Source organism: Bacteroides clarus (genome assembly GCF_015555825.1).
Taxonomy (GTDB): domain Bacteria; phylum Bacteroidota; class Bacteroidia; order Bacteroidales; family Bacteroidaceae; genus Bacteroides; species Bacteroides clarus.
Genome location: NZ_JADNLF010000010.1, coordinates 113,559 through 128,736, shown reverse-complemented (window position 1 = coordinate 128,736; position 15,178 = coordinate 113,559). Strand labels below are relative to the sequence as shown.

Here is a 15,178-nt window from a genome sequence, read left to right as displayed (position 1 = left end):
ATCATCAATCGTTAATTACTAAAAGATTATGCAATATAATACTCAACAAAAACGGATGCCTTTGCCCGAATACGGACGCAGTATCCAAAACATGGTAGACCATGCATTGACAATCGAAGACCGCTCCGAACGTCAACGTTGTGCAAACACGATTATCAACATCATGGGAAATATGTTTCCCCACTTGCGTGATGTACCCGATTTCAAGCATAAACTTTGGGACCATCTTGCCATCATGTCCGACTTCAAGCTGGACATTGATTATCCATACGAAATTATCCGCAAAGATAATTTGAAAACCAAACCGGAAACAGTCCCTTATCCCAGTACCAAAATACGTTACCGCCACTACGGCCGTACTTTGGAAGTACTGATTAAGAAAGCCATCGACTTCCCCGAAGGAGACGAGAAACAAAATCTCGTTGCACTGATATGCAACCACATGAAGAAAGACTATATGTCCTGGAATAAGGATACTATCGACGACCGCAAAATAGCGGACGACCTTGCAGAACTGTCCGACGGCAAACTGCAAATGACCGATAGCCTTCTCCGCCTTATGTCTGAACGGATCGAGCAGAATTATCGTCCGAAAATGAATAATCAGAACAACAGGAATAACAATAGAAATAATAAAAGAAAATACTAAATAAAGCGATTAGTGGTTAGTGATTAGTGATTAGCGATTAGCGTTTAACGCCATACGACATCACCATTCCGCCACTAATCACTAATCACTAATCACTAATCACTAACCGCTAATCACTAACCACTACTTCCATGGCCTCATTTGTAATAGAAGGCGGACACAGCCTTTCCGGTGACATTTATCCTCAAGGAGCGAAGAACGAGGTGTTGCAGATTATCTGCGCCACGCTGCTCACTGCCGAAGAGGTGACAGTGCACAACATACCGGATATTCTGGACGTGAATAACCTGATTCAGCTGATGCGGGATATGGGAGTGAACGTATCGAAAAAAGGCATCGATACATACAGCTTTCAAGCGGCCAATGTTGATTTTGCCTATTTGGAGAGCGACGAGTTCCTGAAAAGATGCTCCAGCCTGCGCGGTTCGGTTATGCTCGTAGGACCAATGGTGGCGCGCTTTGGCAAAGCTATGATTTCCAAACCGGGCGGAGACAAGATAGGACGCCGCCGTTTGGATACACATTTCATCGGTATACGAAATTTAGGAGCCGACTTTGTTTACAACGAAAGGCGGGAAGTCTACGAAATATCCGCCCGGCAGTTGCAGGGAAGCTATATGTTGCTGGACGAAGCATCTGTAACGGGAACCGCCAATATCGTAATGACGGCTGTACTGGCGAAAGGTAAAACAACCATTTACAATGCCGCCTGCGAGCCTTACATACAACAGCTATGCCGGATGCTGAACCGTATGGGCGCAAAAATAGAAGGCATCGCTTCCAATCTGCTCACCATCGAGGGGGTAGACGAACTGCATGGAACAGACCATACCATTCTTCCGGACATGATTGAAGTAGGAAGCTTCATCGGTATGGCGGCCATGACGAAAAGCGAGCTAACCATCAAGAACGTTTCGCACGAAAACTTAGGTATCATCCCCGACAGTTTCCGGCGTTTGGGCATCAAAATGGAACAACGGGGTGATGATATCCATGTACCTGCACAGGACACCTATCAGATAGAATCCTTTATCGACGGTTCTATCATGACAATAGCCGACGCTCCCTGGCCCGGCCTGACACCGGACTTGCTGAGCGTATTACTGGTAGTCGCCACACAGGCAAAAGGCAGTGTGCTGATTCATCAGAAAATGTTTGAGAGCCGCCTCTTCTTTGTGGATAAACTGATAGATATGGGAGCGCAAATCATTCTGTGCGACCCGCACCGTGCCGTAGTAATCGGACATAATCACGGCTTCAAACTGCGTGGCGGTAATATGACGTCACCGGATATCCGTGCCGGCATCGCTTTGCTGATAGCCGCCATGAGCGCCGACGGTATCAGCCGTATTCATAACATCGAGCAGATAGACCGGGGGTATCAGAACATAGAAGGACGGCTGAATGCGCTCGGAGCGAGAATAACGAGAATATAAACGTGATAAGGCGATAAAACGAGATGATACGAAAAGAAGAAGTATATAAAATAGGTATATTCAACAAACCTCACGGCATTCACGGAGAATTGTCATTCACCTTTACGGATGATATTTTCGACCGTGTAGAGGCTGAATATCTCATTTGCTTGCTGGACGGGATATTCGTTCCGTTCTTTATCGAAGAATACCGTTTTCGCTCAGACACCACGGCTCTCGTCAAACTCGAAGGAGTAGATACGGCGGAACGCGCACGGATGTTTACCAACATTGAGGTTTATTTTCCAGTGAAACATGCCGAAGAAGCCGGACCGGGAGAACTCAGTTGGGATTTCTTCGTAGGTTTCCGTATGGAAGAAGCGCATCACGGCAAACTGGGTGAAGTAACGGATGTAGATACTTCTACCATCAACACTCTGTTCGTGGTAGATTATAAAGGAGAAGAATTGCTGATTCCGGCACAGGAAGATTTTATTATGGACATCGACCAAAAGCATAAGGTTATTACGGTAGACTTACCGGAAGGATTACTCGCTTTGGACGATACGGAAGAGGTGTAAATAAGGCAGTAAAGTGTAAGGTTCAAAGTATAAATAGAAAAGTTTATAAGTGACAGCGAATAAGAAGAAAAAAAGAAGAAAAGCCTTCTGGAGTAATATCAAGTTCAAATACAGGCTGACCATTACGAACGAGAATACCCTCGAGGATATTGTCACATTACGTGTGTCCAAACTGAACGGAATCTCCGTACTGCTTTCCGTACTGACGGTACTCTTTCTTATCGCCTCTCTGATTGTCGCTTTCACTCCGTTGCGCAATTACCTGCCCGGATATATGAACAGTGAAATTCGCGCACAGGTCGTAGAGAACGCCCTGCGTGTGGATTCACTCCAGCAACTGGTGGACAGGCAAAACCTGTACATAATGAATATTCAGGATATTTTCCAGGGTAGAATAAAAGCCGATACGGTTCATTCCATTGACTCGCTGACGACTGTACGGGAAGATTCACTCATGGAACGTACGCAACGCGAGGCTGAATTCCGTAAACAGTACGAAGAAACGGAAAAATACAACCTGACAAGTATCACCTCACGCCCCGAAGTAGACGGACTGATATTCTACCGCCCCACCCGCGGTATGATTTCATCTCCCTTCAATGCCGAAAAGAAACACTTCGGAACGGATATAGCCGCCAATCCGGGAGAAAGCGTATTGGCTACTCTGGACGGAACGGTCATTCTGAGCACCTACACGGCCGAAACCGGTTATTTGATAGAAGTACAGCATAATCAGGATTTTGTATCCGTCTACAAGCATTGCGGTTCTCTGTTGAAACGTGAAGGCGATACCGTAAAAGGCGGAGAAGCCATTGCTCTGGTAGGAAATACCGGACAACTGACAACCGGACCGCATCTGCACTTCGAGTTGTGGCACAAAGGAAGGGCGGTGAATCCGGAACTTTATATTGTATTTTGAGAATGAGAAATAAAATATAAAGTAAGATATAAGGTATAATTTATAAATCTGAAATCATAAAGCTGATGAAGAAACAAATTGCCATACTTGGCTCTACCGGTTCTATCGGTACACAGGCATTACAGGTCATAGAGGAACATCCCGACCAATACGAAGCCTATGTACTGACTGCTAATAACCGGGTAGATGATCTGATTGCCCAGGCTCGCAAGTTCAAGCCCGAAGCAGTGGTAATAGCAAACGAAACGAAATATCAACAACTGAAAGACGCGCTTGCCGACCTGCCGATTAAAGTGTATGCCGGTGAAGAAGCTTTATGCCAAATTGTAGCGGAAGCTCCTATCGACATGGTACTGACCGCCATGGTGGGCTATGCCGGACTGAAGCCGACCATGAACGCCATTCGCGCGCGCAAAGTGATAGCCCTCGCCAACAAGGAAACATTAGTCGTAGCAGGCGAACTCATCAATGACTTGGCGCGTTTCAGCGGCACTCCTATCCTACCGGTGGATTCCGAACATTCCGCCGTATTCCAGTGTTTAGCCGGAGAGGTAGGCAATCCCATCGAGAAAGTTATACTGACAGCCTCCGGCGGTCCGTTCCGCACTTGTACAATGGAACAGCTTGCCACCGTAACCAAAGCACAGGCTTTGAAACACCCCAATTGGGATATGGGAGCCAAAATCACAATAGACTCTGCTTCCATGATGAACAAAGGCTTTGAAGTGATTGAAGCAAAATGGCTGTTCGGCGTACGCCCCGACCAGATAGAAGTAGTGGTACATCCGCAATCCGTCATTCACTCGATGGTACAGTTTGAGGACGGAGCGGTAAAAGCACAGTTGGGAATGCCGGATATGCGATTGCCCATTCAATACGCATTCTCTTATCCGGAACGCCTGAAAGCGTCTTTCCCCCGACTGGACTTCAAGCTATGTACAGACCTGACATTCGAGCAACCGGATACGAAACGTTTCCGTAATCTGGCGCTGGCATACGAAGCCTTGCATCGCGCGGGAAATATGCCATGTATCGTCAATGCCGCCAATGAAGTGGTAGTAGCCGCTTTCTTACGGGACGAAATATCGTTCCTCGGCATGAGCGATGTCATTGAGAAGACAATGGCACGCGTCTCTTTTATACAGAAACCTACTTACGAAGACTATGTAGCAACTGACGCAGAAGCCAGACGAATAGCCAAAGAACTGATAGTTAAAAATTAAATTGTAAATAATAAAATAGTAAATAATTAGATGGAAACATTCTTGATCCGTGCCCTGCAACTTATAATGAGCCTTTCATTGCTCGTAATAATCCATGAAGGCGGGCACTTCCTCTTCGCCCGCTTATTTAAGACACGAGTGGAAAAATTTTGTTTATTCTTTGACCCGTGGTTCACTCTGTTCAAGTTTAAACCGAAAAACAGTGAAACAGAATACGGCATCGGTTGGTTACCTTTAGGCGGGTATGTCAAAATCGCAGGTATGATAGACGAATCCATGGATACCGAACAGATGAAACAGCCTGTACAACCGTGGGAATTCCGTGCCAAACCGGCATGGCAACGTCTGCTGATTATGGTAGGCGGTGTATTGTTCAATTTCCTGCTGGCGTTGTTCATCTACTCCATGATACTCTTCACCTGGGGAGACGAATATGTACCTTTGCAGAAAGCTCCGCTGGGTATGGACTTCAACGAAACGGCTAAAGCGATCGGTTTCCGTGACGGTGATATATTAGTTTCCGCCGACGGCGTTCCTTTTGAACGCTATGGAGGCGATATGCTGACAAGCATCGTCGATGCACGTCAGGTTACCGTATTGCGTGACGGACAGGAAGCATCCGTATACATTCCCGAAGATATGATGGAACGCCTGCTTGCCGACAGTGTTCGCTTCGCTTCATTCCGCTACCCGTTTGTCATTGACAGTATTATGCCGGGACAGCCTGCCGCACTTGCCGGATTACAACCGGGCGACAGTATCACGCAATTGGACGGACGCAATATTGCTTACTTCGACTTTAAAGAAGAAATGCAGAACCGGCAAAAAGCGGCTGACGACAGTACCAGCCGTCTCCTCACCCTGACTTACGTCAGAGCCGGAGTAGCGGATACCGTAACGCTGACCGCAGATTCTTTATATCAAATCGGCATCGCCGCATCCCTGCAGACAAACAAGCTGCTGCCTGTTGTCAAGAAAGAATATAGTTTCTTCGCGTCTATTCCTGCCGGAGTTACTCTGGGGGTAAATACGCTGAAAGGTTATGTCAGCCAGATGAAGTATCTTTTCTCTAAAGAGGGCGCCAAGCAACTTGGCGGTTTCGGAACAATCGGCAGTATATTCCCTGCAACATGGGACTGGTATCAGTTCTGGTACATGACGGCATTCCTTTCGATTATACTCGCTTTCATGAACATTCTGCCCATTCCAGCATTGGATGGCGGACATGTTTTGTTCCTCATCTACGAGATTGTAGCACGTCGCAAACCCAGCGATAAGTTTATGGAGCGTGCACAAATGGTGGGAATGTTCCTGTTATTCGGCCTGCTAATCTGGGCAAACTTTAACGATATACTCCGGTTCTTCTTCTGATAACAAGATACAAAAAAACACATCGTCTGTTATGGTCAAACAGATGATGTGTTCAGTACTGACAGATGGTGCATTTCATATAAACGCATCATCTGTTTTTTTATATTCTTATACCAAGTGTGCAATCCACTCCTCGCGGTCGCCCGGCAGAAGGTCGATAACCGGAATCTCAACCATGGTATAGCAACCCGGTTGCTGACGCATTGCGGCACGCGCCACACATACCAGCACTTGCGCGGTAAGCGCAGGATTATTGATACGCATATTGAATTCGAACAACTGGTTCTGCGTTTTTCCTGAAACGCCTTTACGGGTCAGGTTTACACCATGTCCCATATCGAGCAACGCGTCTACGCTCGGAACAAGTTTCACATGCGTCTCATCATTTACAAAATACGGATCGGCCTTGATAGCGGCAGCTACTTTCTCAAATTCGTAACCGTCGTTCAGCTCGATGTAGACCATACGGCGATGTATACCCGTACCGGTAGGAATAGTCATTGAGAGGGCAGCTTTTACACCTTCGATGGCTTTTACCGCCACCGTATGTCCCATACTCATACCCGGACCGAAGTTGGTATAAGTAATTCCCTTCGGCGCAATAGCTTCCAGCAAGGTGCGTACAACGGAATCGCTTCCCGGATCCCAACCCGCAGAAATAATAGAAACAGTGTTATGAGCTTTCGCTTCAGTATCCAGGGTACGACGTAATGCCGGAATGCCGGTATGAATATCGAAACTGTCTACCGTGTGAATTCCAAGCGCCAATATCTCTTTAGCATATTTCTCAACGCTACGTGTAGGAGTACAAAGGATGGCCACATCCACATCCTTCAGCTCTTTAATATCTTTCACAACGGAATACTCACTCAATTCCGCAGGACGGTTCTCCGCCCCCGCACGACGTACTACTCCGGCTATTTCAAAATCAGGAGCCGCTTGTAATGCCTCAAGTACAAAATGTCCGATATTGCCATAACCAACGATGGCTGCTCTTACTTTTTTCATCTTTTTATCGATTTTAGTTATCAACTTTCTATTTTATGAGCGCAAAAGTAAGCATTTTCATTTATATCTTAGTATAGAAGAGTTCAAGTTTCACAGAGTTTTTCTTTTTTTAGAGACTAAAAGTCAATAATAATTCCTACATTCGCAGAATAGGAATAATAATTATATGATAGAATACATTAAAGGTGAAATTGCCGAGTTGAGTCCGGCAAGCGTAATTATAGACTGTAACGGTTTGGGGTATGCCGCAAATATCTCCTTGAACACATATGCCGCCATACAAGGAAAAAAAAGCTGCAAACTATATATTTATGAAGCTATCCGTGAAGATGCATATATCCTTTATGGTTTTGCAGACAAGCAAGAACGTGAGTTGTTTCTGCTGTTGATTTCCGTATCAGGTATCGGTGGCAATACGGCCCGTATGATTCTTTCAGCCTTATCCCCCTCCGAGTTGATAAATGTTATCAGCACGGAGAATGCCAATCTGCTGAAAACGGTGAAAGGAATCGGTTTAAAAACAGCCCAGCGTGTGATAGTTGACTTAAAAGACAAAATAAAAACCGGTGGAATGGTTTCCGGAGCGGCCGATATAACCGGTCCAGCCTTTACTGCCGCCAATGCGCAAGTACAAGAAGAAGCTGTGGCCGCCCTCACAATGTTGGGATTCGCACAAGCTCCTTCGCAAAAAGTAGTAATGGCCATCCTAAAGGAAGATGCCAATGCACCGGTAGAACAGGTTATCAAACTGGCTCTGAAAAGATTATAACCCCATACATATTATTCACACATTAAAAGCAAACAAACAATGAAGCCAGTTCCTATTCCCATGAAACAATGGTTGGGCGCCAATGAGCGCACGCGTGTGCTACCCGGCGACCAATGGTATCTCAAATTTGCAGCGAGTATCTTCCCGCTAGTACAACAATCTCCTCTGTTCAAGGAAAACTACTATGTGCAAAAAGACGCCACGGTCTCGCTCTGTATGTATTTTCAAGATGTAATTGCCCAGACCGGCGGTTGGAAAACATTCACCGAATCATATTATGCGCTGTATAATACGTATCTTCCTTTCTATCGGTTATCCGACAGCTACATCCCCGATGAAATCAATCCGGAAGATATTGCATTTGTACTGTGGACATTAAAATCCCACTTCGCACTCTATGGACCGGATGAATACACATTGCAAGATCCGTATGATAAGGACTTGCTGGATTTGGCTCAAGAAGTTTATAAACTGATGGATGAAGAATTTGAAGAAGCGCCTATCAACGAAGAACCCTCTTCATTTTTATGGGTAATGGGACCGGATTTGTTAGATATGCCTTCCACTCCTCTTCCGGAAATCACTCCTGAAACAAAATTGAGCAAGGATGTTGAACATTGCCTGGAATACAGCGGTGGCAAATCTTTACTATACTTTGCTACCTATAAAGAACTCTGCAAATTCTTTGTTGAAGTCCTGAGATGGGAAGATACTCCTTCCGCTCTACTCCCCGACTTAGAGTATAAGAAAGAATTCGTAATATACGCCAATGCCAAAGGCATGCTAATAGCCCATAATGTAGCCGCCTATTTTTGTGAAGGGCACAACCCGATGTATAATGCCGAACGCGCTGCTGCCGAAGGCTACAAACTCTTTTGCCGTCCGGGAACCTGCCCGTTCGACTTAATAAAGTACGGTATGCTCAAAGGAATATTACCCGACGTGCAGCTTCCATTTACCAACGGCAAAGAAGTATTACAGAAAAATTGGGACTTTATCGCCCGTTATTATCTATGTGAATATTATGAAGGTGAGTAAAAACACACAATCGCACCCCAATCGGAACAATAAAGCCAAACCTACAGGAAAGAGAATCGGTAAATCAAAACCATCTAAGGCTAATAACCAATTGAACAGAAGGGTGAAGTGAGTGATAAGCGGTTAGCGATTAGTGATAAGTGATTGCCATACGGCATAATTGCCAGCTAATCACTTATCACTAATCGCTAACCGCTTATTGTTTATCATAATTCTATGATTTCCTCTTTGCACAAAGTCAGTTTCTCCAAACCATCGGTTGTTACAGCCCATGAGTTTTCAATTCCGACAGGACCTATACCGGGCAAAACGATTTTGGGTTCCAGAGCAAAGACCATACCCGGCTCCAACTCCTGCTTCATACGGGGCGCCAGTACGGGCATTTCATTTATTTCCAGACCAATGCCATGACCTATGAATTTCGCTTTTTGGTCTACTCCCATAAAGTAATCCGCAAAACCGGCTTTCGTTACTATTTCAATAGCTTTGTTGTACATATCTTCACAAACAGTTCCCGGTTTTGCCATCGCCGCAATCTCCTCTTGTATTTCTATACACGTCTGATGCGCGGTATATGCCTGTTCCGGCAACCTGCCTATGGAAAATACACGGCTCATATCACCCATATAGCCATAGAAATTTCCACCCATATCTACCATAAAGCACTGTCCCGCTTGCAGGAGAGTACCACTCACACCACCCGGCAAGGAAGGATCGAGTCCTTTACCGCCCAATGCAAAATCATACGGAGAGGGAACCGCCGCATTGTCACCGGCCAAAAGACTTCCCATAAAAATCTCCATACTCTGTCCGAATACGCGGAATATCCCCAAACATCCCTCCAAACGCATCAACCGTTCTATTTCAATGGATAGCTGACGATCGGTCATTCCCGGCTGATAAACCGAGGGAATCTGTTCGTACGCCTTTGTGTGAGCAGCTCCGGAACGGCGGAACATTTCAATTTCTATCGGAGTCTTTACGCTTCGAGCCTGACGAATCAACGCGGTACCGCAAGGCACAACCTCTGTTTCGGGAAAACAGGCAGCCAAGCGATTATATTCCGTAAAGGATAGTTCATCACCTTCCAGCATCAACTTAGCAGGCAAAGGCAAACCACATTCCTTCAACAATTCGGTAATTTGTTCCGGCTTACGGATAGGATGGATATGTTCGCCCTCGATATCATTAGGGCGTTTTATGAACAAACGCGCAGGAGCATTCAACGGCAAATATAAATATCCGCTGACAACGCGACCGTACGTATAGATTAAGTTTACATTGCAGGTGATAAGAGCAGCATCAATGCCCTGCTGCACCATGAGAGCACGTATCTTATCACGTCTTAATTTCAATTCAGGTTGTAACATCTCTTTGTTATTTATTATTCTGGAATGCAAAGGTAAGAAAAATAGTGATTAATCATTAACCGCCCATCATTAAAAAAGATGCTGCCCACACCTTCGCAGGCCGGGGCAGCACAAACCACAAATACAAATACAACTAAACAAAGTTTTTCCTTAGATAATTCCCTGACCCATCATGGCATGGGCTACTTTCATGAAACCGGCAATATTAGCGCCTTTCACATAGTTAATGTAACCGTCAGGTTCGGTTCCGTATTTCACACACTGGGTATGGATACCGTGCATAATGGCATGAAGTTTTTCATCCACTTCAGCAGCGCTCCAGCTGATATGCATAGCATTCTGTGACATTTCCAAACCACTGGTAGCCACACCGCCCGCATTCACAGCCTTACCCGGTGCATACATAATCTTGTTTTCGATAAATAGGTCGATGGCTTCGGGCGTACATCCCATATTGGAGATTTCACCTACGCAAGTCACCTTATTATCAATCAGATGCTGTGCGTCTTCACCATTCAGCTCATTCTGCGTTGCGCAAGGCAAAGCGATATCGGCTTTCACTTCCCACGGACGTTTACCCGGAACAAAAGTAGAACCCGGGAATTCATCGGCATACGGAGCTACAATATCATTGCCCGATGCACGAAGCTCCAACATATAATCTATCTTTTCGCCACTGATACCGTTCGGGTCATAAATATAACCGTCGGGACCTGAAATGGTAATGACTTTCGCCCCCAACTGGGTAGCTTTGGTAGCTGCTCCCCAAGCCACGTTTCCGAAACCGGAGATGGCAACCGTCTTACCTTTAATATCGATACCTTTGGTTTCCAACATCTGATGTACAAAATACAATCCGCCAAATCCTGTTGCTTCAGGACGTATCAATGAGCCGCCGAATTCCAACCCTTTACCGGTGAAAGTTCCCGTAAACTCACGCGTCAGCTTCTTATACATACCGAACATATAGCCCACTTCACGGCCGCCCACACCGATATCACCGGCAGGCACATCCATATCCGGACCAAGATGGCGCCATAATTCAAGCATGAAAGCCTGGCAGAAACGCATCACTTCCGCATCGCTCTTACCGCGCGGAGAGAAATCGGAACCACCTTTACCACCGCCCATAGGCAGAGTAGTCAACGCATTTTTGAAGGTTTGTTCAAATCCCAAGAATTTCAGAATAGAGAGATTTACAGAAGCATGGAAACGGATACCGCCTTTGTACGGACCGATGGCGTTATTGAACTGTACACGATAACCGAGGTTCGTCTGCACCTCGCCTTTATCATCTACCCACGTAACGCGGAAAGTAAAAATACGGTCAGGTTCAACCAATCGTTCTATAATCTTTGCCTTCTCGAACTCAGGATGCTGATTGTAGATATCTTCGATAGAAAGAAGTACTTCCTTTACGGCTTGAAGATATTCAGACTCGCCGGGATGCTTTGCCTCCAAAGAGGACATGATACGTTCGATATTCATAATATTACGTTTTAAAGGTTCTTACCTCGTTATTCAATAATCATTCGAGCAAAATGTCAATAAATAACATTGCAAATATAGGAAAACTTTTCAAAACACCTAAACTCTACGGCAATATTTTGATTAAATAATAATAAAACGTCAAATCTCATAAATTATAAAGAATAACAAAAACAGAATCGAACAGCGCCGTACAAGTGTCTTGCAAAGGTAATTCTTCATTCTTCATTCCTCATTCTTCATTTAAATTGCTACTTTTGTCCTCCGAACTAATAAACCATGAGAAAACATGCTTAGTAAGTTTAAACTAAATCAGCTCTATTTCAAAGATACGCAGTTTGCAAACCTCATGACACGACGTATCTTCAATGTGCTTTTAATCGCCAACCCTTATGATGCTTTCATGCTGGAAGACGATGGCCGTATCGACGAAAAAATCTTCAATGAATATACCTCGCTCTCCCTGCGTTACCCGCCGCGCTTTACACAGGTATCTACTTGCGAGGAAGCGCTGGCCCAACTATCGTCCATGCCATACGACCTTATCATATGTATGCCGGGAACAGGAGATAACGAGGGATTTGACGTAGCGCGAACCATCAAAGGACGATACGAGCATATTCCCATGGTAATTCTAACGCCGTTCAGTCATGGCATTACCAAACGTATTGCCAACGAGGACCTCAGTTCGTTCGATTATATCTTCTGCTGGTTGGGAAATACCGATTTACTGGTGTCCATCATCAAACTGATTGAGGACAAAATGAATCTGGAGCATGACGTCAGTGAAGTGGGCGTACAGATTATTCTTCTGGTAGAGGACGGAATCCGCTTCTACTCCTCTATCCTGCCCAATCTTTATAAATTCGTATTGAAGCAGAGCCAGGAATTTTCTACCGAAGCGCTGAATGCCCACCAACGTACGCTACGCATGAGAGGACGCCCTAAAATCGTCCTTGCGCGTACCTATAATGAAGCAATCGGCATATACGAAAAATACAAAAACAATATACTGGGAGTTATCACAGACGTTCGCTTCCCCCGTGTAGAACGTGGTGAAAAAGACGCGCTTGCCGGTATCAAGTTATGTGCCGCCATACGAAAGGAAGATCCGTTTGTCCCGTTGATTATACAATCTTCCGAATCGGATAACGTTTCGTACGCAGCTAAATATGATGCGTCTTTCATCGATAAAAACTCCAAGAAGATGGACGTAGACCTGCGACGTATCGTATCGGACAATTTCGGTTTCGGCGACTTCATCTTCCGTAATCCCGATACGCTGGAAGAGATTGCCCGCGTCAAAAACTTAAAAGAACTCCAAAACATCCTTTTTGCGGTTCCGGCAGAGTCGTTCCTCTATCATATCAGCCGCAATCATGTGAGCCGCTGGCTCTATTCGCGTGCCATGTTCCCCATTGGCGAGTTCTTGAAACCTATTACCTGGAACAGTCTTCAGGATGTAGATGCCCACCGTAAAATCATTTTCGAGGCAATCGTAAAGTATCGCAAGATGAAGAATCAGGGCGTAGTGGCTGTCTTTAAGCGTGACCGCTTTGACCGCTACTCGAACTTCGCCCGCATTGGCGACGGTTCATTGGGTGGTAAAGGACGTGGCTTGGCATTCATTGACAATATGGTGAAGCACCATCCGGAATTCGACGAATTTGAGAATGCCCGCGTCGCTATACCCAAAACGGTAGTGCTTTGTACGGATGTATTCGACGAGTTCATGGATACCAACAATCTGTATCAAATAGCCCTCTCTGATGCGGATGATGATTTGATTTTACGATACTTCCTGAAAGCCAAACTGCCCGACCGCTTGGTTGAGGACTTTTTCACTTTCTTTGATGTAGTAAAATCCCCTATCGCTATCCGTTCTTCCTCGCTATTGGAAGATTCGCATTACCAGCCTTTCGCCGGAATATACAATACTTATATGATTCCTTATCTGGACGACAAGTATGAAATGCTCCGCATGCTCAGCGATGCCATCAAGGGAGTTTACGCTTCTGTATATTTCCGCGATTCAAAAGCCTATATGCAAGCAACAAGCAACGTTATCGACCAGGAGAAAATGGCAGTCATCCTGCAAGAGGTAGTTGGTAATCAGTATGGCGACCGTTACTATCCATCCATGTCAGGTGTAGCACGCTCGCTCAACTACTACCCTATCGGGGATGAAAAGGCGGAAGAGGGCATTGTCAATCTGGCGCTCGGATTGGGTAAATATATTGTAGACGGCGGTATGACACTTCGCTTCTCTCCCTATCACCCCAACCAGGTCTTGCAAACCAGCGAGATGGAGATTGCACTAAAAGAAACCCAAACGCGTTTTTATGCGCTCGACCTGCGTAATGCCGGTCATAACTTCTCCATTGATGACGGTTTCAACCTATTGAAATTACATGTTAAAGAGGCTGAGAAAGACGGTTCCCTCAATTATATAGCTTCCACCTATGACCCTTACGACCAGATAATCCGTGACGGTTTATATCCGGGTGGGCGTAAAGTGATCACCTTTGCCAATATCTTGCAGCATGATGTATTCCCACTACCCCGTATCTTACAATTGGCATTGAAATACGGACAGCAGGAAATGCGCCGCCCTGTTGAAATCGAATTCGCAGCTACCATGAGCCGGGAAAAAGACAAGACCGGCACATTCTATCTGTTACAAATCCGTCCGATTGTCGATAGTAAGGAAATGCTTGATGAAGACCTTACAGCCATTCCCGATGAACAACTATTGCTCCGTTCCAACAATTCATTAGGACATGGAATAATGAATGAATTGCAGGATGTAATTTACGTAAAAACCGATGATTACAGCGCTTCCCACAATCAGGAAATAGCCTGGGAGATAGAAAAGCTGAACCAGCAATTCTTGAACGAAGGAAAGAACTACGTCCTGATAGGCCCGGGCCGCTGGGGCAGTAGCGATACATGGCTCGGCATTCCTGTAAAATGGCCTCATATCAGTGCAGCACGTATTATTGTAGAAGCCGGGCTGACAAACTATCGTGTCGATCCCAGCCAGGGAACGCACTTTTTTCAGAACCTGACTTCTTTCGGTGTCGGCTATTTCACAATCAACGCGTTTATGAATGACGGTGTATATAATCAAAACTTTCTGAATGCGCAACCTGCTGTACATGAGACCAAATACCTGCGTCATGTACACTTTGAACATCCGATAACAGCTAAGATGGACGGAAAGAAAAAGCAAGGAATAGTATTACTACCCGAACCGTAACATTTTATAATTAAAAATAAGCTAAAAAGTACATTAATCAACTTTTCTTTTTTTGTAGGAAATGGGACAAATGATGTCCCATTTTTCA

Annotated in this window: 12 protein-coding genes; 9 read left to right on the top strand and 3 right to left on the bottom strand. The window is 45.3% G+C overall.

The features are described from left to right. The first annotated feature begins 28 nt into the window (after positions 1 to 28). From I2F54_RS12025 to rseP, 6 genes are all read left to right on the top strand, one after another. Positions 29 to 649, top strand: coding sequence for a DUF4290 domain-containing protein (locus I2F54_RS12025; protein ID WP_022219008.1), 621 nt, complete (start codon positions 29 to 31; stop codon positions 647 to 649). Positions 650 to 780: 131 nt separating this feature from the next. Further along, complete coding sequence (gene murA, locus I2F54_RS12020; RefSeq protein ID WP_009123256.1) at positions 781 to 2,085, top strand: UDP-N-acetylglucosamine 1-carboxyvinyltransferase; 1,305 nt, start codon at positions 781 to 783, stop codon at positions 2,083 to 2,085. Positions 2,086 to 2,108: 23 nt separating this feature from the next. After that, positions 2,109 to 2,645, top strand: a complete 537-nt coding sequence (gene rimM, locus I2F54_RS12015) for a ribosome maturation factor RimM (protein WP_022219007.1) — start codon at positions 2,109 to 2,111, stop codon at positions 2,643 to 2,645. Positions 2,646 to 2,694: 49 nt separating this feature from the next. Further along, positions 2,695 to 3,564: a M23 family metallopeptidase gene (locus tag I2F54_RS12010; RefSeq protein WP_087412684.1), complete on the top strand. Its 870-nt coding sequence runs from the start codon at positions 2,695 to 2,697 to the stop codon at positions 3,562 to 3,564. Between the two features lie 65 nt (positions 3,565 to 3,629). Continuing rightward, positions 3,630 to 4,787, top strand: coding sequence for a 1-deoxy-D-xylulose-5-phosphate reductoisomerase (locus tag I2F54_RS12005; protein WP_022219005.1), 1,158 nt, complete (start codon positions 3,630 to 3,632; stop codon positions 4,785 to 4,787). 30 nt (positions 4,788 to 4,817) lie between these two features. After that, positions 4,818 to 6,158: an RIP metalloprotease RseP gene (gene rseP / locus I2F54_RS12000; RefSeq protein ID WP_195501331.1), complete on the top strand. Its 1,341-nt coding sequence runs from the start codon at positions 4,818 to 4,820 to the stop codon at positions 6,156 to 6,158. Positions 6,159 to 6,266: 108 nt separating this feature from the next. Here the strand turns inward: rseP and I2F54_RS11995 are convergent, their stop codons facing one another. Beyond that, complete coding sequence (locus I2F54_RS11995; RefSeq protein WP_009123251.1) at positions 6,267 to 7,166, bottom strand: diaminopimelate dehydrogenase; 900 nt, start codon at positions 7,164 to 7,166, stop codon at positions 6,267 to 6,269. A 166-nt stretch (positions 7,167 to 7,332) separates the two neighbouring features. Here I2F54_RS11995 and ruvA point away from each other — a divergent pair, with 166 nt between their 5' ends. Continuing rightward, complete coding sequence (gene ruvA / locus I2F54_RS11990) at positions 7,333 to 7,935, top strand: Holliday junction branch migration protein RuvA (protein WP_195501330.1); 603 nt, start codon at positions 7,333 to 7,335, stop codon at positions 7,933 to 7,935. Between the two features lie 39 nt (positions 7,936 to 7,974). Beyond that, a complete protein-coding gene (locus tag I2F54_RS11985) occupies positions 7,975 to 8,973 on the top strand; it encodes a DUF3843 family protein (protein ID WP_195501329.1) in 999 nt (332 codons plus the stop codon). Positions 8,974 to 9,179: 206 nt separating this feature from the next. Here the strand turns inward: I2F54_RS11985 and I2F54_RS11980 are convergent, their stop codons facing one another. Beyond that, positions 9,180 to 10,343, bottom strand: coding sequence for a M24 family metallopeptidase (locus I2F54_RS11980; protein ID WP_195501328.1), 1,164 nt, complete (start codon positions 10,341 to 10,343; stop codon positions 9,180 to 9,182). Between the two features lie 150 nt (positions 10,344 to 10,493). Next, positions 10,494 to 11,831, bottom strand: a complete 1,338-nt coding sequence (gdhA, locus tag I2F54_RS11975; RefSeq protein ID WP_009123247.1) for an NADP-specific glutamate dehydrogenase — start codon at positions 11,829 to 11,831, stop codon at positions 10,494 to 10,496. A gap of 289 nt (positions 11,832 to 12,120) precedes the next feature. Between gdhA and I2F54_RS11970 the strand changes: the two genes are divergently transcribed. Then, entirely contained in the window at positions 12,121 to 15,090 is a 2,970-nt protein-coding gene (locus I2F54_RS11970; RefSeq protein ID WP_195501327.1) for a PEP/pyruvate-binding domain-containing protein, read from the top strand. Positions 15,091 to 15,178 lie beyond the last annotated feature (88 nt).

Bases quoted from the DNA above. Each gene is read 5' to 3' on its own strand.
- I2F54_RS12025 (WP_022219008.1), top strand. From the start codon at position 29: ATGCAATATAATACTCAACAAAAACGGATGCCTTTGCCCGAATACGGA.
- murA (WP_009123256.1), top strand. From the start codon at position 781: ATGGCCTCATTTGTAATAGAAGGCGGACACAGCCTTTCCGGTGACATT.
- rimM (WP_022219007.1), top strand. From the start codon at position 2,109: ATGATACGAAAAGAAGAAGTATATAAAATAGGTATATTCAACAAACCT.
- I2F54_RS12005 (WP_022219005.1), top strand. From the start codon at position 3,630: ATGAAGAAACAAATTGCCATACTTGGCTCTACCGGTTCTATCGGTACA.
- rseP (WP_195501331.1), top strand. From the start codon at position 4,818: ATGGAAACATTCTTGATCCGTGCCCTGCAACTTATAATGAGCCTTTCA.
- I2F54_RS11995 (WP_009123251.1), bottom strand. From the start codon at position 7,166: ATGAAAAAAGTAAGAGCAGCCATCGTTGGTTATGGCAATATCGGACAT.
- ruvA (WP_195501330.1), top strand. From the start codon at position 7,333: ATGATAGAATACATTAAAGGTGAAATTGCCGAGTTGAGTCCGGCAAGC.
- I2F54_RS11985 (WP_195501329.1), top strand. From the start codon at position 7,975: ATGAAGCCAGTTCCTATTCCCATGAAACAATGGTTGGGCGCCAATGAG.
- I2F54_RS11980 (WP_195501328.1), bottom strand. From the start codon at position 10,343: ATGTTACAACCTGAATTGAAATTAAGACGTGATAAGATACGTGCTCTC.
- gdhA (WP_009123247.1), bottom strand. From the start codon at position 11,831: ATGAATATCGAACGTATCATGTCCTCTTTGGAGGCAAAGCATCCCGGC.
- I2F54_RS11970 (WP_195501327.1), top strand. From the start codon at position 12,121: ATGCTTAGTAAGTTTAAACTAAATCAGCTCTATTTCAAAGATACGCAG.